This window comes from Enterobacter sp. CRENT-193 (assembly GCF_002787395.1).
GTDB classification, from domain to species: Bacteria; Pseudomonadota; Gammaproteobacteria; order Enterobacterales; family Enterobacteriaceae; genus Enterobacter; species Enterobacter hormaechei_C.
In genome coordinates this window covers 1,673,071-1,693,003 of the sequence record NZ_CP024812.1, presented here as the reverse complement: position 1 = coordinate 1,693,003, position 19,933 = coordinate 1,673,071, and the positions used below count along the sequence as shown (strand labels likewise).

The window sequence follows — 19,933 nt, the reverse complement described above, 5'->3', positions numbered from 1 at the left end:
GATGGATACCATCTTTTATATATCACCTTAAACGATAAGAATAGACCGCATCAACGCCCATACTGGCGTCAATATGAGGTAAATATGCAACATCAGGATGCACTCCAACGTAAATTGCCGGAGCGGATCTTCCATGCCGTCTGTTTTGAAGGCATTGCTACGGCGATCCTCGCCCCGACGGCCGCGTGGCTAATGCAGCGCTCGGTGGTTGAAATGGGGGGTCTCACCATAATTCTGGCGACCACGGCAATGCTCTGGAACATTATCTATAACTTTGGCTTCGACCGTTTCTGGCCCGTCCAGCGGGTGAAGCGCACGGCGAAAGTGCGCGCCCTGCATGCGCTGGGTTTTGAATGCGGTTTTATTGTGATTGGCGTAACCATCGTTGCCGCCGTGCTGGGCGTGACGCTGCTCCAGGCCTTTACGCTGGAAATTGGTTTCTTCCTGTTCTTCCTGCCGTACACCATGCTCTACAACTGGGCGTACGACACCCTGCGGGAGAAAATCATCAAGCGCCGCCAGCAACGACGCGCCCTGGCAAGCGAATAACCTTCCGGCCGGAGACCTGCTCCGGCCCCCCCTGCGAAGCAACGGCGACCTCAACGCATAATTATGGTAAATTGCACTCCTTTTTGTTCGTTTTATAGTTGATACGTTGCTCTAATGTCGAAAATTTGGTCAAAAGAAGAGACTCTCTGGAGTTTCGCCCTCTACGGCACTGCCGTGGGCGCAGGAACCCTGTTCTTGCCCATTCAGCTCGGCTCTGCTGGCGCGATTGTCCTGCTGATCACCGCCCTTGTGGCGTATCCCTTAACCTACTGGCCGCATAAAGCGCTGGCGCAATTTATTCTGTCGTCGAAGACGAAAGGCAACGAAGGGATCACTGGTGCCGTTTCCCATTACTACGGCAAAAAGATCGGCAACCTCATTACCACGCTCTATTTTGTGGCTTTCTTTGTGGTGGTTCTGATTTACGCGGTGGCGATAACTAACTCACTCACTGAACAGCTGGCGAAACGGATGACGGTGGATACCGGCATGCGGATGCTGGTGAGTTTTGGCGTGGTGCTGATTCTGAATCTGATCTTCCTGATGGGGCGGCACATCACCATTAAGGTGATGGGTTTCCTTGTTTTTCCGCTGATCGCCTATTTCCTGTTTGTCTCGCTGTATCTGACGGGCAGCTGGCAGCCGTCGCTTCTGACGAGCCAGATGGCCTTCGACCAGCATACGTTGCACCAGGTGTGGATTTCGATCCCGGTGATGGTTTTCGCTTTTAGCCATACTCCGATCATCTCGACTTTCGCCGTGGACCGTCGCGAGAAATACGGTGAAGAGGCGATGGGTAAATGCAAAAAAATCATGAAAGTGGCGTATCTGATCATCTGCCTCAGCGTGCTGTTCTTTGTGTTCAGCTGCCTGCTTTCGATTCCACCGTCGTATATCGTGGCGGCAAAAGAGGAAGGGGTGACGATCCTGTCCGCGCTGTCGATGATGCCTTCGTCCCCGGCATGGCTGGGCATTTCCGGCATTATCGTGGCAATTATAGCGATGTCGAAATCGTTCCTCGGCACCTATTTTGGCGTGATTGAAGGGGCAACGGAAATTGTGAAATCGTCTCTGAATCAGGTGGGTGTGAAAAAAAGTCGCGCCTTTAACCGCGCGGTTTCGATTCTCGGCGTGTCGCTGATTACCTTTGCGGTCTGCTGCATCAACCCGAATGCGATCTCGATGATTTACGCCATCAGCGGTCCGCTTATCGCCATGATCCTGTTCATCATGCCGACGCTGTCGACGTACCTGATCCCGTCGTTAAAACCGTACCGCTCCATCGGTAACCTGCTGACGCTGATTGTGGGTGTGCTGTGTGTGTCGGTGATGTTTGTCGGTTGAGTGTGCTGCCCGGCGCAATGCCGGGCATCTGTTTTACGCCCGAATATCGTCATACTCCCGCGTATTATCAAACTCATGCTTCGCAAACGGACACAGCGGGATAATTTTACGGTTCTCCCCGCGCATCTTCTCTACCACCTTCGCCACCAGCTGCTTACCCACACCCTGCCCTTTCAGGCTTGGATCAACATCGGTGTGCTCAATGATGCTCAGATGCTCGCCGGTCGGGACAAAGACAATCTCCGCTACCTGATTGCCTTCGGCGTCGTTGACGTAAAACTTGTTATGGCCTTCAAGAATTTCCATGGTTCCTCACTTATTTTTGGCGGTACTTCAGCGCACCGCTCGGGCAGGTATCAATTACGCGCACAACCGTTTCTGCATCTACTTCATCCGGCGCGATCCATGGTTTACGCTTCAGGTCGAACAGCGCCGCGCTGCCGCGCACGCAGTTGCCCGAGTGTTTGCAGATCCCGGTGTTGAAGTAAACATCAATTTTCTCACCGGTGTAGGCCCGGTACCCCGCATCCAGTAGCTCCTGATCCATGATATTGCCTCTGTAATTATTGTGGTGACAAAAGAAGCATACCCTCAGCCGATCCGCCTGACCACGTCAAAAACGAGGTTTGGCCACCTTCTTTTCAACACGTTATTTCGCCAGGCACTTAAGATTATTCCGAATACAGAAGCACCCGTTGCGACGATATATTTTTGCGTTGTGTCAACTCTTGTAATAATTCACGCCACGTTCACATTAGGATTATTAGCTAAGCGAACTCCCAACATCCAGATTTATTTCTCCCTAACCAGTGGATTTACCGTCCGTTTTTAAAGTTCGTAACGAAGCGGTATTTCCTGAACACCTGCAAAATTACCGCAAAACAACCCAGACATGAAATTTGACTCTTCTCACATAACGACTAATGTTAATTCCTGAACGACAACTGATACGAATTACTTATCGTATCTCCTGACATAAACGCAACATGAGGGTTGATATATGGCAGAGCAACATCGTGGTGGTTCCGGTAATTTCGCTGAAGACCGTGAAAAGGCATCAGAAGCTGGACGTAAAGGCGGCCAGCACAGCGGCGGTAATTTCAAAAACGATCCGCAACGCGCATCTGAAGCGGGTAAGAAAGGGGGCCAGAACAGTCACGGCGGAGGCCGTAAATCTGATAACTCCTGATCTTATTTAAAGCTCTTATAAATATACCGAGAGCATGCTGCGGGCCCGTCGGCTCGCAGTACCTTCCCTTTATTTCACTGGAGCGAAAATATGAATATGAAAACTGTTGAAGATGTATTTATTCACCTGTTATCCGACACCTACAGCGCTGAGAAGCAGCTGACCCGCGCTCTAAGCAAGTTAGCTCGCGCCGCATCCAGCGAGAAGTTGAGTGCCGCGTTCACGGCCCACCTCGAAGAGACTCAGGGACAAATCGAGCGTATCGATCAGATTATTGAGCAGGAATCCGGCCTCAAACTGAAGCGCATGAAATGCGTTGCGATGGAAGGCTTAATTGAAGAAGCCAACGAAGTTATTGAGAGCACTGAGAAAAATGAAGTGCGTGACGCTGCATTAATTGCCGCAGCACAAAAAGTCGAGCATTACGAGATTGCCAGCTACGGCACCCTGGCCACCCTGGCTGAACAATTAGGCTATAAAAAAGCCGTTAAACTTCTTGCCGAAACGCTGGAAGAAGAAAAAGAAACCGATCTCAAATTAACCGATCTGGCTGTCGGCAATATTAATCAAAAAGCCCAGAAAGGATAAATATTAATTTGATGAGCATCAGCAACAAAAATTAACCAGATAATAAATCACAGGAGTTAATTATGAATCATGTAGAACACTACCATGATTGGCTACGCGATGCCCATGCGATGGAAAAGCAAGCCGAATCCATGCTGGAATCTATGGCCAGCCGTATTGATAATTATCCCGACTTACGTGCACGAATTGAACAACACGTTAATGAGACTAAACACCAAATTACCGTGCTGGAAGAAATTCTCGACCGCAATGATATTTCCCGTTCGGTCATAAAAGATTCCATGAGCAAAATGGCGGCGCTCGGCCAGTCCATTGGCGGCATGTTCCCTTCCGACGAAATTGTTAAAGGCTCCATCAGCGGCTACGTTTTTGAGCAGTTTGAAATTGCCTGCTACACCTCTCTGCTGGCTGCGGCCAAACAAGCGGGCGATACCGCCTCCATTCCTGCCATTGAGTCCATTCTGGAAGAAGAGCGCCAGATGGCTGACTGGCTGCTCCAGCATATTCCACAGACGACGGAACAGTTCCTGCTGCGCTCCGATGCGGACGGTGTTGAAGCGAAAAAATAACGAAAGAGGGAGAAACTATGTTTCGACACGTAAAACAGCTGCAATACACGGTACGCGTAGCCGAACCGAATCCGGGCCTGGCCAATCTTCTGCTTGAGCAGTTTGGCGGGCCACAGGGCGAACTTGCCGCGGCATGTCGTTACTTTACGCAAGGATTGAGCGACGACGATCCCGGTCGTAAAGATATGCTGATGGATATCGCGACCGAGGAATTAAGTCACCTGGAAATTATCGGCACCCTGGTGGGTATGCTGAATAAGGGTGCGAAAGGTGAACTGGCGGAAGGCGTTGAAAATGAAGCGGAATTGTACCGCTCCATGACCGAGAACGGCAACGACAGTCATATCACCTCCCTGCTCTACGGCGGTGGTACTCCACTGACCAACTCCGGGGGCGTACCATGGACGGCGGCGTATGTGGATACTATTGGCGAGCCCACCGCCGATCTGCGCTCTAACATTGCGGCCGAGGCGCGCGCCAAAATTATCTACGAACGGCTTATCAACGTAACGGACGATCCGGGTGTTAAAGATGCGCTGGCGTTTTTAATGACGCGTGAGGCAGCACACCAGCTCTCATTTGAGAAGGCGCTCCAGTCGATCCGTAACAATTTCCCACCGGGTAAATTGCCGCCAATCGAAGAGTACACTAATAAGTACTACAATATGTCTGAGGGGGGAGAAGTTCGCGGTAGCTGGAACAGCGATAAGCACTTCGAGTACGTGGAATCTCCTCAGCCCGCGGTCGATGGCGGTGACGGCGGCGCAAGCGTAACGCTCACGACAGAGCAGGCCACGCTGGTCAAAGCGATGTGCGCACGTACGAAATCCGACCCTAACGCCGATCCGCTTACCGGTGCCGAGCTTGGCGCAGGTAAGAAAAAACCGTAACCGGTTTTGCCAGGCAGCCTGAGGCTGTCTGGCAATGCCTTGTGCGCTATCAGTTCCAGAGGTACGGAGCATGTTCGAGCTTGATGCGTTTCATCTGGCCAGGATACAGTTCGCCTTTACCGTCTCTTTTCATATTCTCTTCCCGGCGATCACCATCGGGCTTGCGAGCTATCTGGTGGTTCTCGAAGGCATGTGGCTTCGCACAAAAAATGATGTCTGGCGCTCGCTATACCATTTCTGGCTAAAAATTTTCGCCGTCAACTTTGGTATGGGCGTGGTTTCCGGGCTGGTGATGGCTTACCAGTTTGGGACTAACTGGAGCGGCTTTTCCCAGTTCGCGGGCAGCATAACCGGCCCTTTGCTCACCTATGAAGTCTTAACCGCCTTCTTCCTCGAAGCCGGATTCCTGGGTGTGATGCTGTTCGGCTGGAACAAGGTCGGCCCCGGCCTGCACTTCTTTGCCACCTGCATGGTGGCGCTGGGCACGCTGATGTCCACCTTCTGGATCCTCGCCTCTAACAGCTGGATGCACACCCCGCAGGGCTTCAGTATTCAGAACGGTCAGGTCATTCCCGAAGACTGGCTGGCCATTATCTTTAACCCCTCATTCCCTTACCGCCTGATCCATATGTCCATCGCCGCCTTCCTGTGCAGCGCCTTGTTTGTGGGCGCGTCCGGGGCATGGCATCTGCTGCGCGGTAACGATACGCCCGCGATCCGCAAGATGTTCTCCATGGCCATGTGGATGGCGCTGCTGGTCGCGCCCATTCAGGCCGTGGTTGGGGATATGCACGGGCTGAATACGCTTGAGCACCAGCCTGCCAAAATCGCCGCGATTGAAGGCCACTGGGAAAACCCGCCCGGCGAGGCCACCCCGCTGCTGTTGTTTGGCGTACCGGATATGGAAGAGGAACGCACCAAATACGGGCTTGAAATTCCCGCGCTCGGCAGCCTGATCCTGACGCACAGCCTGGATAAACAGGTCCCGGCGCTGAAGGATTTCCCGAAAGAGGACCGCCCTAACTCGCTCATCGTCTTCTGGTCCTTCCGCATTATGGTCGGCATGGGGCTGCTGATGATTACCCTTGGCGTACTGAGCGTCTGGCTGCGCTATCGCCGTCGACTCTATCACTCACGGCCATTCCACTGGTTTGCCCTCTGTATGGGGCCTGCCGGATTACTCGCGCTGCTCGCCGGGTGGGTCACCACCGAAGTGGGCCGCCAGCCGTGGGTCGTTTACGGCTATCTGCGCACGATAGATGCGGTGTCTCTGCACAGCACGTTGCAGATGAGCATCAGCCTGCTGGCCTTTATCGTGGTCTACTGTTCGGTATTTGGCGTGGGATATGTGTATCTCGCCCGGTTGATTAAAAAAGGTCCGCAGCCTGTGGGCACGCTAACGTCTAATACATCGGGTACCCCTGCCCGTCCGCTGTCCGCCGCCGAGTCTGTTCCGGAAGAGGAGAAGATCTGATGGGCGTCGATATCCCGGTCATCTGGTTTGCCATTATTGTCTTCGCCACGCTGATGTACATCATCATGGACGGTTTCGATCTCGGTATCGGCATGCTGTTCAGCTTTGTGGGTGATGCCAAAGAGCGCGACGTGATGGTGAACAGCGTCGCCCCGGTCTGGGACGGAAATGAAACCTGGCTGGTTCTCGGCGGCGCAGGGTTGTTCGGCGCGTTTCCGCTGGCCTACGCGGTAATAATCGATGCCCTGACCATCCCGCTGACGGCCATGCTGATCGGGCTTATTTTCCGCGGCGTGGCATTTGAGTTTCGCTTTAAGGCGACCCCTTCCCACCGCAAATTCTGGGACTATTCTTTTGCTGGCGGTTCCCTGCTCGCAACCTTCAGCCAGGGGATCGTGGTTGGCGCGATGATCAACGGCTTTGACGTGGAAGGGCGTCGCTTTGTGGGCTCCTCGCTGGACTGGTTCACCCCGTTTAACCTGTTCTGCGGGCTGGGCTTAATTGTCGCCTATACCCTGCTGGCCACCACGTGGCTGATCATGAAAAGCGAAGGCGCGCTGCAAAACCGGATGCGCGAGCTAACCCGCCACGTTCTGCTGGCGCTGATTGCCGTCATTGCGGTGGTAAGTATCTGGACCCCGCTCGGCTGGCAGTTTGTCGCCGAGCGCTGGTTTACTCTGCCTAACTTCTTCTGGTTCCTGCCGGTTCCGGTTCTGGTGGCGGTATTCAGCCTGTGGATCTGGCGGCTGACGCGTAATCCCGACAGCCATGCCCGTCCGTTCCTGTTAACGCTGGGCCTGATCTTCCTCGGCTTTAGCGGCCTGGGCATCAGCCTGTGGCCACACATAATTCCGCCGCACATCACCCTGTGGGAAGCCGCCGCGCCGCCTGCCAGCCAGCTGTTTATGCTGATCGGCACGCTGTTAATCATCCCGGTGATCCTGGTTTATACCGCCTGGAGCTATTACGTCTTCCGGGGCAAAGTGTCTGATACCGAAGGTTATCACTAAGGATTACTATGGCAGGCTGGCATACACGCGCCATTATTTACCAGATAGATACTGCCCTGTTTTACGATCTGAACGGCGATGGCTGTGGCGACATCGCCGGAATCGCCGCGAAGCTACGCTACATCCGCCGGATGGGCGCGACGATTATCTGGATCACTCCGTTTTACCTCACGCCTTTTCTCGATGAAGGCTATGACGTGAGCGACCATTTGCAGGTCGATCCCCGCTTCGGCAAGCTCAACGATATCATCGCCTTTATTGAACAGGCGCGGGAGCTGGGAATGCAGGTCATTATTGAGCTGCTGATCCAGCATACCTCGGATGCGCATCCCTGGTTTCAACAGGCCCGCCGCAACCCTCAGTCACCCTATCGTGACTATTACCTGTGGTCCGACACGGACGACGACGATACGCCGCCGATGTTCCCCGGCGTGGAGAAGAGTATCTGGACATGGGACGACGAGGCGGGGCAATACTATCGGCATATGTTTTATCACCACGAGCCGGATCTCAATCTGGCCTCCCCTGCGGTGCTGAAGGAGGTTGAGAACATCATCATCTTCTGGCTAAAGCTCGGGGTGTCGGGCTTTCGCCTGGATGCGGCGTCGCACCTGACAAAACAGGCCGGACGTGGGGATGAAAAACGCGGCCTGTGGATCCTGGAGCATCTGCGCCGTCTTATCGAGCAGCGTAACCCGGATGCGATCCTGCTCGGCGAAGTCGACGTGGAGGTCGAGGCCTACAAAGATTATTTTGGTCAGAACGACCGGCTCAACCTGGTGCTGAATTTCTGGCTCAATAAGTACTTCTACGTCAGCCTTGCGGAGAAAAGCGCACGACCGCTGCGCAACGCGGTAAAGAAGATGATTGTGCCGCCTGACTCCTGCTGCTTCGCCAACTGGCTGCGCAATCATGATGAGCTGGATCTGGAAGGGATAGGAAAAAAAGCGAAGCAGACCGTCATTGATGCCTTTGCCCCTGACAAAGAAATGAGTGTGTATCAGCGAGGTATCCGCCGCCGTCTGGCGCCGATGCTTAATGGCGATCGTAAGCGGCTGGCCTTTTGCCATGCGGTCTTGTTTTCGCTGCCGGGCGTACCGGTCATGCGCTACGGGGATGAGATTGGCATGGGAGATGATTTGGAACTGGAGGAGCGTTACGCCGTACGCACCCCGATGCAGTGGGCCGGATCGCAAGGCGGCGGTTTCTCAGACGCCGACCCGGAAACTTTTATCGCCCCGATGATTGACCGCGGCCCGTACCGCTATCAAAAAATCAACGTGGCGGATTCGCTGTTGCACCGCAACTCACTCCTGCACTGCATTATCGATATCGCCAATACGCGCTCGGAGTTCCCTGAGATCGGCGTCGCGCCGTTTCGTCTTATTAATATCGACAGCGATGCGGTGCTGGGGATCTATTACGAAACCGACACGCGCAGCATTCTGACCTTCGTTAACTTTAGCGATAAGTCCGTTAATTTTACCGCCAGAGGGATCCGGCATGCGACCTGGACCGCCTGCCTGGCGGACAAACGCTACAACGACGCGCTGGTGTGCGGCAAAACCGTCGCGCTTAACCTCAGCGGCTATGGCTACCGCTGGTTCTGGACCGATCGTACCGCACTGCGCTGATTATCGTCTCCGCGAGAGCAGAAGACGCGCCACGATCGCGCCCGTGACGGCGAGGGAGCCGAGCAGCACTTTCCCCGGCATGCCGGAGGTAACGGTGGTGGCGCGCTCTTTTGCTTCGTCGGTGAAGTGCCCGTGGATTTTATGCAGATCGTTAACCGGCTGATCCAGATAGTCCTGACGGTCATCCGCATTTAGCGTATCGGTCATCTGCCCTTCCCAGGCCTTTTTAACCATCAGCCGATCCAGAAAGCCGGGAAAAAGAAATTGCCCGACAATCGACTGGACGGTGCTGCTGCCCACCCACAGCTCCCGCACCGGTTTTTGCGCTACCTTGAAAATCGCGCTGGCAGCCACTTCCGGCTGAAACACGGGGGGAACCGGTCGCATCGCCCAGGCAAATTTATTCCTCGCCCACTCGAACTGCGGCGTATTGAGGCCCGGCATCTGTACCATTGCGATCTGCACCCGGCTGTTTTCATGCATCAGCTCGGTGCGCACGGCGTCGGTAAACCCGCGGATCGCGGCCTTCGCCCCACAGTAGGCTGACTGCAAGGGAATGGAGCGGTAGGCCAGCGCGGAGCCAACCTGAATAATCGTCCCCCGGTCACGAGGAGTCATTAACTCCAGCGCGGCGCGGGTACCGTTAACATAGCCCAGATAGGTCACCTCGGTGACGCGGCGAAACTCCTCAGGCGACATGGTGCGAAACGGCGCCAGCATCCCGCCCATGGCGTTATTCACCCACACATCGATGGCCCCAAGCCGGTATTCAATCTCGTTAGCAGCATCGGTCACCGCCTTGCTGTCCGCCACGTCGGCCTGAACGGCACAGGCGTTGATCCCGAAACGGCGCAACTCCTCTTCTGTGGAGCGCAGGCTCTGCTCATCGCGGGCAATGATGCCCACATCGTAGCCCGCTTTGGCAAAGTGCAGCGCCGTGGCCTTCCCCACGCCCGCCGTACCGCCGGTAATCACGATGACAGCCATAGCCTTTCCCCTTGTTTCAGACGTTATCCCAACCGGAGAGTATTTCGATCAGTTCAGACAGGGAATAACGCACCGCTTTATCCACCACATCCTGACATTCACCGGAAAACAGCACGGTGCGGGTTTCCATCTGTCCGCGAATATTCCAGCCGAAGCAGACCGTACCGGCTGCGGTGCCATCGTCTCCGCCTTCCGGTCCCGCATAGCCGCTGATGGCAAGGCCAATATCCGCCTCGGCAATTTCGCGAATTTTAGCGGCCATCTCGGTCACCGTTTGTTCACTGACGGCGGTGAAGCGCTCAATGGTTTCGTGCCGCACGCCGAGGATCCTCTCCTTCGCCGCATCGCTGAACACCACCATGCCAACGTCATAAAATTCCGCCGTGTTCTCTTCGGCACAAAGCGCAACCGCGAGATTGCCGCCGGTACAGGACTCTGCGGTAGTTAACCGCAAACCTCTGTCCGTAAGCTGAGTGGCGAGCTTTTTCGTCAGCTCGCTGATGGTGCTGTTACTGTCGTGAATAAGATTGCTCATCGCGTTGCCCTTAATTTTCGTCAGGAATAATAGAAATATGACCATTACGCTCAAGAATAGCGTATTTTATCTTCTTCAATTCTGTAATACCGTGATTCTGGCGGGCTGATACCAATATATCATCACAGGATACATCGACCTTTTTCAGTTTATCGGCAAGGGGGACACCGTTCTCCACCAATATCACCGGCGTGCCATCAAGAATATTCTCAACAGTGGAAAAATATTTTTTCAGGAGGCCAAATATAATATCCACCACCACCAGCGTTGTTATTGTAATCATCGCACCGGTGATGGAAAAATCTTCGCCAAGCAGCGCCTGCTGTGTCGCCTCACTGATAATTAAGAGCAAAATAAGGTCAAAACTGGTCATTTGTAACAGGGCGCGCCGCCCGGCAACTTTAAACACAATGACCAGAAACAGGTAAATTGCCAGGGCACGAAAAACCATGTCCATATTCGACTCCTAGGGGTAAATAAACTGCCAGAAACGGATATCTGGCTCGTTGTTTACGCGGATGCTGTTTGTCCACTTCCCTGCTTTTGACGGCGTGATGAATAATAGAACGGTAAATTTATCGGTCTGTTGTAAACGATCGTAGACGAGAAACAGGGTATTCCCCCGGCTGTACATGCTGTCCGGTTGTGGCCAGACGCTGCCGGGCTCATACGCGTCGCTGCTTTCGCTGGTCAGGCTGAGGGTATATTTCCCCTCAGACGTCACCGGAAACGTCAGCGCCATCCGCGATTCGGTCTGGCGGCGACCGAAGCGCTCATAGCTCAGAGCCAGGGATTTTGCATCGTTTGTTTTCTCCACGTCGCTGACCACACCGCTTGAAAACAGCCCGGCAATTGCCGCCACGATAATAGCTAACAGCACAATAAAACCCACCTGACGAAATGCGTACTCAAACGTCAGTAAACGATAACTCTCTTTTATCCCAGGCACTTTTTCATTTTTTGGTTCCATGGCAGTCGTCACCGTTTCGCTTAATTGCCGAAATTTTTGATTTCTCTGTGCAAATGCTTTTAAGACTTATCACATTTGCCACATAAAGAAATAGCAACAATACTTAATAAGTCAAGACATCCAAAATGAAGGATATCAGATGAAATCATCAGTGATTTCAGCCTTGTTAATATTAATTATCCCTACTGCCTGGGCAGATAATAACGGCGGGTTACAAAAGGGTGACGCGCCGCCACCGCCGCATGCGCTGGACAGCGGTTATCGTGGTACCGATGATGCGCGCATTATGACCATTACTCAGGCGAAAGAGATGCATGATGGCGCCTCTATTTCACTGCGCGGCAATCTTATTGATGGCAATGGCGATAAATACGTATTCCAGGATAAAACCGGGAAAATCGACGTTATTATCCCGAAAGCCGTATTTGACGACAGAACCGTGGAACCTGACAACATGATCAGTATTAGCGGCTCGCTCGATAAAAAATCATCCCCACCCGTAGTCCGGGTCAGCCACTTGCAAAAATAATTCAGCGAAGCGTTAACGCTGTAACTATCCATCAAATCTCACCCCTAACAAGGAGTTAGCTATGAGTGATAATGAACAACGTACGAACGCTTACCCAACGCCACCTTTCCCGGAGCAACCCCAGACGCCGCCGGGCCTGTCCTCAGAAATGGAACCCGTACCCGACCACGGCGAGAAGAGCTACAAAGGGCATGGACGTCTTGCCGGTAAGAAGGCGCTAATTACCGGGGGCGATTCCGGCATCGGACGCGCGGTAGCCATTGCCTATGCCCGCGAAGGGGCAGATGTCGCCATTAACTATTTGCCGGAAGAGGAAGAAGACGCAGCGGAAGTCATCGCCCTGATTAAAGCGGAAGGACGGAACGCCGTCGCGCTTCCGGGCGATGTGCGCGACGAAACTTTTTGTCAGAACCTGGTGGAGCAGGCCGTCTCAAAACTGGGCGGGCTGGATATCCTGGTGAATAACGCAGGCCGCCAGCAGTATCGTGAGTCGCTGGAAGAACTGACTACGGAAGATTTTGACGCGACCTTTAAGACCAACGTCTATGCGCCTTTCTGGATCACAAAGGCGGCGTTGCGCCACATGAAAGCCCCTGCATCCATTATTAACACCTCCTCCGTTCAGGCGGTTAAACCGAGCGCCGTACTGCTTGACTATGCGCAGACCAAAGCCTGTCTCGCGGTGTTTACCAAAGCGCTGGCGAAACAGCTGGGTCCGAAAGGGATCCGCGTGAACGCGGTAGCGCCCGGACCTTACTGGACCGTGCTTCAGCCCAGCGGTGGGCAGCCACAGGAAAAAGTGAAACATTTTGGCGAGAGTACCCCTCTGGGACGCCCGGGACAGCCCGTGGAGATCGCACCGCTGTATGTCACTCTGGCCTCGGATGAGTGTTCATACACCTCCGGCCAGGTCTGGTGTTCAGACGGCGGCGACGGCGTCATTTGACGAAAAAGGCTGCGAAAGCAGCCTTTTTTACTTTTAAGGGGTGACGACAGGAAACCAGAAACTGAAGCTCTCCATGCAGCGCAGCATTTCGTCTACCTTCGCGGCGTTGCCGACGATCGTCACCTCTCCTGCCTGTTGCGCCTTTTTCAGCGTGGTTTCCTTAAGGATGATTTTGTTCAGCGTTTCGCGGCTGAGCGTAATGGTTGCATCCGGATCTTCTGCCTGGATATTGGCACTATGGTTCAGCACGCCATTCTCCAGCTCCAGCTTATACCTGCCGCCCTCGCGGCCTAAATCAACGTTAAAAATACCTCTGGCATTCGCTGCTCTGACGCCGTTAAGGTGAACGCCGAAGTAGTCAAAAATCATCTCAGTCGACATGGCACGGACCGCATCCGGGCTGGCGGTTTTGGGCGTCGGCTTTATCTTCACGCCGTTACGCAACTCTTGCGCACCGGTGAGGTAGGCGTTACGCCACGGCCCTGACTCCGCATGGTATCCCAGCTGTTCAAACGCATCGGCTTCCAGTTCGCGCGCCGCCTTATTATTCGGATCGGCAAAAACGACTTTACTGACCACCTGAGCCACCCAGCGATAATTCCCCCGGGCATAATCGACACGGGCTTTTTCAAGGATCGCGCGGGCTCCGCCCATGTAATCGACATACTTTTTCGCCGCCTCGACCGGAGGCAGTTCATCGAGCGTCGCCGGATTGCCGTCGAACCAGCCAAGATAGTAGACATAGGTGGCTTTGACGTTGTTGCTTACCGAGCCGTAATAGCCACGGCCTGCCCAGGATTTAGCCAGTCCGTAAGGCAGGGCGAAATTTGCGGCTATTTCATCCCTCGTCAGCCCCTTATTCGCCAGTCTGAGCGTCTGGTCGTTGATATAGCGGTAGATATCACGCTGGCTTTTCATCAGCTTCACCACTTTCTTATTACCCCATGTGGGCCAGTGGTGCTGCGCGATAATAATTTCCGCTTTATCCCCCCAACGATCGAGAGCGTTATTGATGTATTTTGACCATGCCAGCGGATCGTGTATCTTCGACCCGCGCAGCGAATAAGTATTGTGCAGGGTGTGAGTGACGTTCTCTGCTGCTTCAATCAGTTTTTTCTCTTCCACATACCAGAGCATTTCAGACGGCGCTTCCGACCCCGGCGCCAGCATAAAATCATAGGTGAGACCGTCGATGATCTCTTTCTGCCCGTCTTTGGTAATGGCGTGAGTGGGCGTGATAAGCGTGACCGTCCCCGCTGAGGTGGTCGTCCCCAGACCCGCTCCTATCTGACCTTTTACATTGGCCTTTAACAGGTTTCCGTAGATATAACTGGCACGGCGGCTCATGGCATTTCCGGCCATGATATTTTCCGATACCGCCTCTTCCATAAAACCTGCTGGAGCATAGACTTTCACTTTGCCGGTCATCACTCCCGCTTCATCGACCACGCCACGCACGCCGCCATAATGATCGACGTGGCTATGGGTATAAATAACGGCAACAACCGGACGTTTGCCGCGATGCTTAACGTAAAGATCCATGCCCGCTTTAGCCGTTTCCGCAGACAGCAGCGGATCGATAACCGTGATCCCCTCTTTGCCCTCTATAATCGTCATATTCGACAGATCGAGGTTGCGGATCTGGTAGACGCCTTCCGTGACCTCAAACAGACCGCCAATATTATTCAGCTGCGCCTGACGCCACAGGCTCGGGTTGACGGTATCCGGCGCTTTTTGCCCTTCTTTGATAAAAGCGTATTTCTGGGGGTTCCAGATAACGGCGCCTTTTTCGTCTTTAATCACCGCGGGTGGCAGCGAGGCAATAAAGCCTTTGTGCGCATTTCGGAAATCGGTCTTATCAAAGAAGGGCAGTTGACCATAAAGTGCATCATTCATCTCTTTCGTATGGGCAGTGGCTCCCTTCCCTTCCTTTTGTGCCAGGACAGGCAATGAGGTCAACGAGACTAATAGCAGACCAGCAACGGCCATCGCACTAACGAGAGTTTTAAATTTCATACTTCCTCGAGGAGTTATATTTACGCTGGCGGTACATGGGGGGAAAAGAGGCTATCACCAGGCTTATCTTTAACCTATGAAATTAACGTTTATAAATAAATAAGTTAATTCTTTCGTCGCTGCGGCCTTCAGGGATAATGCTGAGTCCAGTTATTTCCCCGGAGTGATTCGATGAAGAGCCTGCCGTTCTTTTTCGCTGTATTAACCCTCAGCACATTAACAGCCTGTAGTTCTCCCCAACCAGACAATGTTGAAAAAATTAATCATCTGCAAATTCCACTGGTGTTGCCGGGGGAAAAACCACCGCAGGTACAGATATCGCATATCGCGTCTCTTTATCAGGAAAATAAACAGCAGATCGAGACCCTAACGCGCAGCGTAAAATCACAGTATCTACAGGACACCACCGCAAAAGAAATTTTTGTTGCGGACAGTGCCGTTCAACGCGTCTATGCCTCGCTGACCAAACTGGAACAGTTAGATATGATTAATCAGCAATATCTGAAAGATAATAATGTCACGGGTCTGCAAAATATTCATATCGTTCTTGAACCGTTATTCACCAGCTGAAAACAAAAAACCCGGCAACTTAAGCAGCCGGGTTTTTATTAATGGGCATATCACGGGCATCAGTCGTACTGACCAAAGCGATAGCTAAGCCCTGCGGTGACGGAACTCAGGTCGCTGCTCACGCCGATCTGGTTAACATTGCCCACGTTGCTTACCCACTGATACTCCAGGCGGCCCGCCCAGTTTTTATTGAAGGCGTATTCAGTACCCACGGCTGCAAGCGGGCGCACACCTGTTTCAAAACGATTGTGACCACTTACATCGGATTCAGCGCGATAGCCCATTGCGCCGGCACGGCCGTAAATATCCCAGTCATTGGTCAGGGCATAACTGGCCTTCAGAGACAGTTGCAGGCCCTGCGTCTTCATTTGCGCCCCTGCGCCATGCTGTCCTTTAATCTGCATGTTGCCTAAATAATCATAACCACCTTCTACCGCAAGCCATGGGGTAATCTGATAACCCGTATAAACACCCCCGCCGACATTATCATGGTCAAAATCGAAGTGATCGGAATGCGTGCTCTCAAACGCTTTTGAACCCATATTGGTATCAAAATAGTGAGACCAGCCGAATTTCGCCCCGCTATACCAGGTGCCCGCATCCGCGGCGGCGAAGGCGGAAGTGGCGGTAAATACATTAGCCACAATCAATGCGATAACTGTCTTTTTCATAAAAATACCGTTTACTTGATAAAGTTAAATCTGAGAAAGCAAACGATATAGAAAATTAACGGCAGCGTTAATTCCATTTCTGTTTAATTTTAAACTTCCGCTAGAATGATTCGGGTAAATGTCTGACGTCAAGCAGGTATCCGCCGCGCTTAAAGGAGATATATTCTCCCTGCTTAAGGGCGGATAATACATTGAGTATACTGCTGCGAGAGAGCAGCGTACGATCCTGAATATATTCCAGAATCGTGGTACGCAGACGCGTCTCTTCCGGGAGCAAAATCATTTCCTGAAGGTGATTACGAATAACGGAATAGGTACGCTGCTGGAGTACCTGTGCATCACGAAATATTAAATAGGCCGTATGGTATGAAAGCAGCGCGGCGACATCCTCCCAGACGCCCTCGGCGCGAAACAACTCAGCCGCCTTGTCCGCATCGAGACGTAAAATATTCGACTCCCTTTCCGCACGGAGAAGATGCCCCTGCGTAGGCTGGATCATCTCTGCAATACCAAACAAATGCGGCTCGTAAACGGTCACTACCACCAGTCCATCCGAAGCCCGCAGCAGGGATAACTCCCCTTCCAGAAAGAGGTACATCTGCTGTTTCCCCTTCCGTAACCAGGTGAGTCGCTTACGCGGAACAACGTGCACTTTCTCCGCTATCGGCTCAAGGATGGCGGTCAGTCGTTCGATGGATTTTTCGGGTCGAACAGGCGGTAAAATATGCATGGTACAACCTTCTGACATTCAATATCTGCCATTATAGACCATATATTTTAAGCGGTTAGCCGATCAAAACTGATAGCTGTAGTTGACGCTGGCAAACCAAAGATAAGGATGGTCGTAACTTCCGGCAAACGCCACCGGCGATTTCACATGCGACGACTGCATATGAAGATACGACACGGCAAAACCAATATTGCTGGCCGGGGTGATCTGATACTGGGCCCCCGTGCCAAATCGCCACTCATCGCCGGTGGGTAAGGTCAAGGCCACATCGCTCTGGCTTTCATACGGCGAGCTGTCGAACGCCACACCGGCATTCAGTCGCCACTGAGGCGTTGGACGATACTGCACGCCCACCGCACCGTGCCACGTGTCCTTCAGGCGGCTGACGTTGTTCAGCTGCTGGTCCCCGACGACGATTTGCGGCGCGCCGAACTGGCTCCAGTCCTGCCAGCCGAGATCGCCCATAACCGACCACCGCGGGTTAATATCATGCACCAGACTGAGCATGATTTGCTGCGGCGCGCTGATCTGTGCCGACACCGGCAGGTCGTAGGTGCCGTTCTGTAGACGCGCGTTGCCGTCAATATTGAAGCTGTAGTCCGTTTCGCTGTTCCAGGTAATACCGGCTCGGGTCTGGTCAGTTAGCTGCATCAGCAGCCCAAGCCGATAGCTCATGGCCAGGTCTTCATCGCGTCGCTGGTAGTCATCATCGTTAACGCTGCGAGTCAGCGAGAAGTAACCGTAGTTAACGTTGGCGGACGCGCCAATCGAAAGACGGTCGTTAAGCTTATAGGCCAGCGAGGGGCTGAGCGTCATGGCTACCATGGTACTCTTTTTAATCAGCCTGTCGCCCGCCCAGCTGCCATAGTCGATCCCCAGCCCGTAATTACCGTAAAGCCCGACCCCGGCATAAAGATTATCGTTCACCTTCTGGCTATAAAAGGCGCTGGCATTCGGGATGGTTTTCATCACATCGCCGGGGCTTTGATGGGCATCGTTATCCAGCTGGTTGTCGATGGAGCCATCCATAACCTGTAACCCACCAGTGACCATATGATCCGGTAAGCGCGTCATGCCAGCCGGGTTGGTCATAATTGTAGAGGCATCCTGCGCACGAGCCGCCTGCCCTGCTCCGGCAAGCGCGGTATCTTCGGTGCCGGCTTCATAAAAATAGAGGGCGCTGGCATGGGCACTGGAGGCAGCTAATACGCCAGCGCACAGGAGGAGTCGTGTTTTCATCTGTGGTCCGGGAAATAAAAAATTTGCCGACAGATATAACAGGGGCGATTGATTACGTAAAAAGAAAGAGGGTTTAATTTTAAATTATGCGCGGTTCAGCCCCTCTTAATATCTCTGACAATTCAGCGACGTCCGGAATACGACGCCGCTACGTCCTGCACCTGTAATACGCTCAGGTACAGGACGATAAAATCCAGCAACTTTTATACAGGTTTATTAGGACTTACTTATAATGCTCCAGATTGGTTTCCGGGCCCGTTCTGGCAATTTCCTGAGCTTTGCCGAAACTTTCAATCAGGCACTTATATTCCGGACAGACATGCTCTGCCAGGATCTCAGCAAAGCGAGAACCTTCCTCGCGGTTCCAGGTTCTCATTAATTCAGCGACAATGGCAAACGTATCGGTAGGGATCGCCCCCGCCTGAGCCACGCGCGCGATGGTGGTATCGGTCGCGATTTTGGACCAGTTCCCCGAGGCATCCACAACACAGTAAACCTTATACCCCTCCTGGACAGCGCTAACCGCAGGGAACGCCATGCAGACGCTGGTGAGCGTGCCGGCAATAATCAGGGTCTTTCTGCCCGTCTTTTCCACTTCCTTCACAAACGCCGGATTATCCCAGGTATTAATTTGCCCGGTGCGTGGAACATACACGGCATGGGGTGCATATTTGTGAATTTCCGGGATGAGCGGGCCATTGGGACCGTCAGGAACAGAGGCCGTGGTGATCACCGGGATATTTAAAAGCGTGGCAACTTTGGCTATCGCTGTCACATAATTACGAAGGTCTGGTACAGGCACATCACGTACCGTGTTGAATAAGCCACTCTGATGGTCGATGAGTAAAATTACAGCGTCATCAGTATCAATCATACCGTTTGTAGCAGCCATATTTCTTTCCTCATGATTTCTTTTACATTGCCGTCAACTCTCCCGGCTCCGCGATTTTACATGCACATGGTCAGGGTATAATGCATTGATAAATCATAATGAATAGTAGTTCGATCCGGTCTGAATACCGCATCATTTCAGGACAATTTCTGGCACGGTACGCTGAGCCATCGACGCTGACGGAAAGCCCTCGTGAGGAGAAAAGATCTTTACAATGCCGTTATGCGGCCATTCGTATTCGTTCGGCTGAAGGCAAGCGTTACTCACTACTGGGATCGCCCTTATCCTCCCGCATGGATTCGATAAACTCCCGTTGCTCCTCTGTGAGTTCAAGCTCATCCAGCAAGCGATCTAACTCTTCTTCAGGTGATTCCTTTTGGTTCTTTCTCTTCCCGGTAGCCATACTCACCCTTGAGTTATTAGGATTAATCTCAGGGTATCCAGGGTACAGGAAATGTGCAACTTAGCGTGTTATGCCATGGGTGATTCCTTGTTTAGCAAAAGAAGGCTTTTTACTACGAAAAGAGAGCTTTGTGCCTGTTGCAATAAAGCGAGGCAAATTGCAACGTAAGCAAAGCGGTGTGACGCAGTGGCAACACCA

General features: G+C 52.9%; 24 protein-coding genes. 12 read left to right on the top strand and 12 right to left on the bottom strand.

Going from position 1 to position 19,933, the window contains the following annotated elements; all coding sequences use genetic code 11:
• Positions 1–84 precede the first annotated feature (84 nt).
• The gene (locus tag CU081_RS08395) at positions 85–549 is read left to right on the top strand and encodes a multidrug/biocide efflux PACE transporter (RefSeq protein WP_022651793.1); all 465 of its coding nucleotides are present in this window, start codon (positions 85–87) and stop codon (positions 547–549) included.
• A 114-nt stretch (positions 550–663) separates the two neighbouring features.
• Entirely contained in the window at positions 664–1,893 is a 1,230-nt protein-coding gene (locus CU081_RS08390) for an amino acid permease (RefSeq protein ID WP_003862847.1), read from the top strand.
• A 33-nt stretch (positions 1,894–1,926) separates the two neighbouring features.
• Here the strand turns inward: CU081_RS08390 and CU081_RS08385 are convergent, their stop codons facing one another.
• Complete coding sequence (locus tag CU081_RS08385) at positions 1,927–2,199, bottom strand: GNAT family N-acetyltransferase (RefSeq protein ID WP_003862848.1); 273 nt, start codon at positions 2,197–2,199, stop codon at positions 1,927–1,929.
• Positions 2,200–2,209: 10 nt separating this feature from the next.
• Positions 2,210–2,440 carry a 4Fe-4S mono-cluster protein YjdI gene (gene yjdI / locus CU081_RS08380; protein ID WP_003862849.1) on the bottom strand — a complete coding sequence of 77 codons (231 nt, stop codon included), beginning with the start codon at positions 2,438–2,440 and terminating at the stop codon, positions 2,210–2,212.
• 453 nt (positions 2,441–2,893) lie between these two features.
• Here yjdI and CU081_RS08375 point away from each other — a divergent pair, with 453 nt between their 5' ends.
• From CU081_RS08375 to CU081_RS08345, 7 genes are all read left to right on the top strand, one after another.
• The gene (locus CU081_RS08375; protein WP_022651794.1) at positions 2,894–3,082 is read left to right on the top strand and encodes a general stress protein; all 189 of its coding nucleotides are present in this window, start codon (positions 2,894–2,896) and stop codon (positions 3,080–3,082) included.
• A gap of 90 nt (positions 3,083–3,172) precedes the next feature.
• On the top strand, positions 3,173–3,670 hold the full coding sequence (locus tag CU081_RS08370; protein WP_003862851.1) for a YciE/YciF ferroxidase family protein: 498 nt from the start codon (positions 3,173–3,175) through the stop codon (positions 3,668–3,670).
• 62 nt (positions 3,671–3,732) lie between these two features.
• Entirely contained in the window at positions 3,733–4,239 is a 507-nt protein-coding gene (locus CU081_RS08365) for a ferritin-like domain-containing protein (protein ID WP_003862853.1), read from the top strand.
• 17 nt (positions 4,240–4,256) lie between these two features.
• A complete protein-coding gene (locus CU081_RS08360; protein WP_003862855.1) occupies positions 4,257–5,129 on the top strand; it encodes a manganese catalase family protein in 873 nt (290 codons plus the stop codon).
• Between the two features lie 70 nt (positions 5,130–5,199).
• The gene (locus CU081_RS08355) at positions 5,200–6,603 is read left to right on the top strand and encodes a cytochrome ubiquinol oxidase subunit I (RefSeq protein ID WP_003862857.1); all 1,404 of its coding nucleotides are present in this window, start codon (positions 5,200–5,202) and stop codon (positions 6,601–6,603) included.
• A complete protein-coding gene (gene cydB, locus CU081_RS08350; RefSeq protein WP_015571779.1) occupies positions 6,603–7,613 on the top strand; it encodes a cytochrome d ubiquinol oxidase subunit II in 1,011 nt (336 codons plus the stop codon). The genes CU081_RS08355 and cydB overlap by 1 nt, the downstream gene beginning before the upstream one ends.
• A gap of 8 nt (positions 7,614–7,621) precedes the next feature.
• Positions 7,622–9,247, top strand: coding sequence for an alpha-amylase family protein (locus CU081_RS08345; RefSeq protein ID WP_022651796.1), 1,626 nt, complete (start codon positions 7,622–7,624; stop codon positions 9,245–9,247).
• On the opposite strand, the gene CU081_RS08340 is transcribed toward CU081_RS08345, so the two are convergent.
• Genes CU081_RS08340 through CU081_RS08325 form a run of 4 tightly spaced genes read right to left on the bottom strand, consistent with a single transcriptional unit; the run spans position 9,248 to position 11,739 of the window.
• A complete protein-coding gene (locus tag CU081_RS08340; RefSeq protein ID WP_022651797.1) occupies positions 9,248–10,234 on the bottom strand; it encodes an SDR family oxidoreductase in 987 nt (328 codons plus the stop codon).
• Positions 10,235–10,250: 16 nt separating this feature from the next.
• Positions 10,251–10,769, bottom strand: coding sequence for a 2-oxo-tetronate isomerase (locus CU081_RS08335; protein WP_032645678.1), 519 nt, complete (start codon positions 10,767–10,769; stop codon positions 10,251–10,253).
• A 10-nt stretch (positions 10,770–10,779) separates the two neighbouring features.
• The gene (locus CU081_RS08330; RefSeq protein ID WP_003862865.1) at positions 10,780–11,226 is read right to left on the bottom strand and encodes a DUF421 domain-containing protein; all 447 of its coding nucleotides are present in this window, start codon (positions 11,224–11,226) and stop codon (positions 10,780–10,782) included.
• 9 nt (positions 11,227–11,235) lie between these two features.
• Positions 11,236–11,739, bottom strand: a complete 504-nt coding sequence (locus tag CU081_RS08325; RefSeq protein WP_022651799.1) for a hypothetical protein — start codon at positions 11,737–11,739, stop codon at positions 11,236–11,238.
• 139 nt (positions 11,740–11,878) lie between these two features.
• Here CU081_RS08325 and CU081_RS08320 point away from each other — a divergent pair, with 139 nt between their 5' ends.
• Positions 11,879–12,268, top strand: a complete 390-nt coding sequence (locus CU081_RS08320; protein WP_058647458.1) for a YdeI family stress tolerance OB fold protein — start codon at positions 11,879–11,881, stop codon at positions 12,266–12,268.
• 61 nt (positions 12,269–12,329) lie between these two features.
• The gene (locus CU081_RS08315) at positions 12,330–13,214 is read left to right on the top strand and encodes an SDR family oxidoreductase (RefSeq protein WP_022651800.1); all 885 of its coding nucleotides are present in this window, start codon (positions 12,330–12,332) and stop codon (positions 13,212–13,214) included.
• A 33-nt stretch (positions 13,215–13,247) separates the two neighbouring features.
• Here CU081_RS08315 and CU081_RS08310 read toward each other — a convergent pair whose 3' ends face one another.
• Positions 13,248–15,230 carry an alkyl/aryl-sulfatase gene (locus CU081_RS08310; protein WP_022651801.1) on the bottom strand — a complete coding sequence of 661 codons (1,983 nt, stop codon included), beginning with the start codon at positions 15,228–15,230 and terminating at the stop codon, positions 13,248–13,250.
• Between the two features lie 171 nt (positions 15,231–15,401).
• Here CU081_RS08310 and CU081_RS08305 point away from each other — a divergent pair, with 171 nt between their 5' ends.
• On the top strand, positions 15,402–15,800 hold the full coding sequence (locus tag CU081_RS08305) for a hypothetical protein (protein WP_022651802.1): 399 nt from the start codon (positions 15,402–15,404) through the stop codon (positions 15,798–15,800).
• A gap of 59 nt (positions 15,801–15,859) precedes the next feature.
• On the opposite strand, the gene CU081_RS08300 is transcribed toward CU081_RS08305, so the two are convergent.
• The 5 genes from CU081_RS08300 to CU081_RS26240 form a co-directional block, all read right to left on the bottom strand.
• Complete coding sequence (locus CU081_RS08300) at positions 15,860–16,471, bottom strand: outer membrane beta-barrel protein (protein WP_022651803.1); 612 nt, start codon at positions 16,469–16,471, stop codon at positions 15,860–15,862.
• 100 nt (positions 16,472–16,571) lie between these two features.
• The gene (locus tag CU081_RS08295) at positions 16,572–17,201 is read right to left on the bottom strand and encodes a winged helix-turn-helix transcriptional regulator (protein ID WP_022651804.1); all 630 of its coding nucleotides are present in this window, start codon (positions 17,199–17,201) and stop codon (positions 16,572–16,574) included.
• Between the two features lie 63 nt (positions 17,202–17,264).
• Entirely contained in the window at positions 17,265–18,440 is a 1,176-nt protein-coding gene (locus CU081_RS08290; protein WP_022651805.1) for an OmpP1/FadL family transporter, read from the bottom strand.
• Between the two features lie 223 nt (positions 18,441–18,663).
• Entirely contained in the window at positions 18,664–19,332 is a 669-nt protein-coding gene (locus CU081_RS08285; RefSeq protein ID WP_017382881.1) for an isochorismatase family protein, read from the bottom strand.
• A 259-nt stretch (positions 19,333–19,591) separates the two neighbouring features.
• Positions 19,592–19,735: a hypothetical protein gene (locus CU081_RS26240; RefSeq protein ID WP_015571788.1), complete on the bottom strand. Its 144-nt coding sequence runs from the start codon at positions 19,733–19,735 to the stop codon at positions 19,592–19,594.
• Positions 19,736–19,933: the final 198 nt, after the last annotated feature.

Coding starts and splice junctions, on each gene's coding strand:
- CU081_RS08385 (WP_003862848.1), bottom strand. CDS start 2,199: ATGGAAATTCTTGAAGGCCATAACAAGTTTTACGTCAACGACGCCGAA.
- CU081_RS08305 (WP_022651802.1), top strand. CDS start 15,402: ATGAAGAGCCTGCCGTTCTTTTTCGCTGTATTAACCCTCAGCACATTA.
- CU081_RS08360 (WP_003862855.1), top strand. CDS start 4,257: ATGTTTCGACACGTAAAACAGCTGCAATACACGGTACGCGTAGCCGAA.
- CU081_RS08295 (WP_022651804.1), bottom strand. CDS start 17,201: ATGCATATTTTACCGCCTGTTCGACCCGAAAAATCCATCGAACGACTG.
- CU081_RS08290 (WP_022651805.1), bottom strand. CDS start 18,440: ATGAAAACACGACTCCTCCTGTGCGCTGGCGTATTAGCTGCCTCCAGT.
- CU081_RS08345 (WP_022651796.1), top strand. CDS start 7,622: ATGGCAGGCTGGCATACACGCGCCATTATTTACCAGATAGATACTGCC.
- CU081_RS08320 (WP_058647458.1), top strand. CDS start 11,879: ATGAAATCATCAGTGATTTCAGCCTTGTTAATATTAATTATCCCTACT.
- CU081_RS08395 (WP_022651793.1), top strand. CDS start 85: ATGCAACATCAGGATGCACTCCAACGTAAATTGCCGGAGCGGATCTTC.
- CU081_RS08355 (WP_003862857.1), top strand. CDS start 5,200: ATGTTCGAGCTTGATGCGTTTCATCTGGCCAGGATACAGTTCGCCTTT.
- CU081_RS08390 (WP_003862847.1), top strand. CDS start 664: ATGTCGAAAATTTGGTCAAAAGAAGAGACTCTCTGGAGTTTCGCCCTC.
- CU081_RS08315 (WP_022651800.1), top strand. CDS start 12,330: ATGAGTGATAATGAACAACGTACGAACGCTTACCCAACGCCACCTTTC.
- CU081_RS26240 (WP_015571788.1), bottom strand. CDS start 19,735: ATGGCTACCGGGAAGAGAAAGAACCAAAAGGAATCACCTGAAGAAGAG.
- CU081_RS08375 (WP_022651794.1), top strand. CDS start 2,894: ATGGCAGAGCAACATCGTGGTGGTTCCGGTAATTTCGCTGAAGACCGT.
- CU081_RS08340 (WP_022651797.1), bottom strand. CDS start 10,234: ATGGCTGTCATCGTGATTACCGGCGGTACGGCGGGCGTGGGGAAGGCC.
- CU081_RS08365 (WP_003862853.1), top strand. CDS start 3,733: ATGAATCATGTAGAACACTACCATGATTGGCTACGCGATGCCCATGCG.
- yjdI (WP_003862849.1), bottom strand. CDS start 2,440: ATGGATCAGGAGCTACTGGATGCGGGGTACCGGGCCTACACCGGTGAG.
- CU081_RS08300 (WP_022651803.1), bottom strand. CDS start 16,471: ATGAAAAAGACAGTTATCGCATTGATTGTGGCTAATGTATTTACCGCC.
- CU081_RS08310 (WP_022651801.1), bottom strand. CDS start 15,230: ATGAAATTTAAAACTCTCGTTAGTGCGATGGCCGTTGCTGGTCTGCTA.
- CU081_RS08330 (WP_003862865.1), bottom strand. CDS start 11,226: ATGGACATGGTTTTTCGTGCCCTGGCAATTTACCTGTTTCTGGTCATT.
- cydB (WP_015571779.1), top strand. CDS start 6,603: ATGGGCGTCGATATCCCGGTCATCTGGTTTGCCATTATTGTCTTCGCC.
- CU081_RS08335 (WP_032645678.1), bottom strand. CDS start 10,769: ATGAGCAATCTTATTCACGACAGTAACAGCACCATCAGCGAGCTGACG.
- CU081_RS08370 (WP_003862851.1), top strand. CDS start 3,173: ATGAATATGAAAACTGTTGAAGATGTATTTATTCACCTGTTATCCGAC.
- CU081_RS08285 (WP_017382881.1), bottom strand. CDS start 19,332: ATGGCTGCTACAAACGGTATGATTGATACTGATGACGCTGTAATTTTA.
- CU081_RS08325 (WP_022651799.1), bottom strand. CDS start 11,739: ATGGAACCAAAAAATGAAAAAGTGCCTGGGATAAAAGAGAGTTATCGT.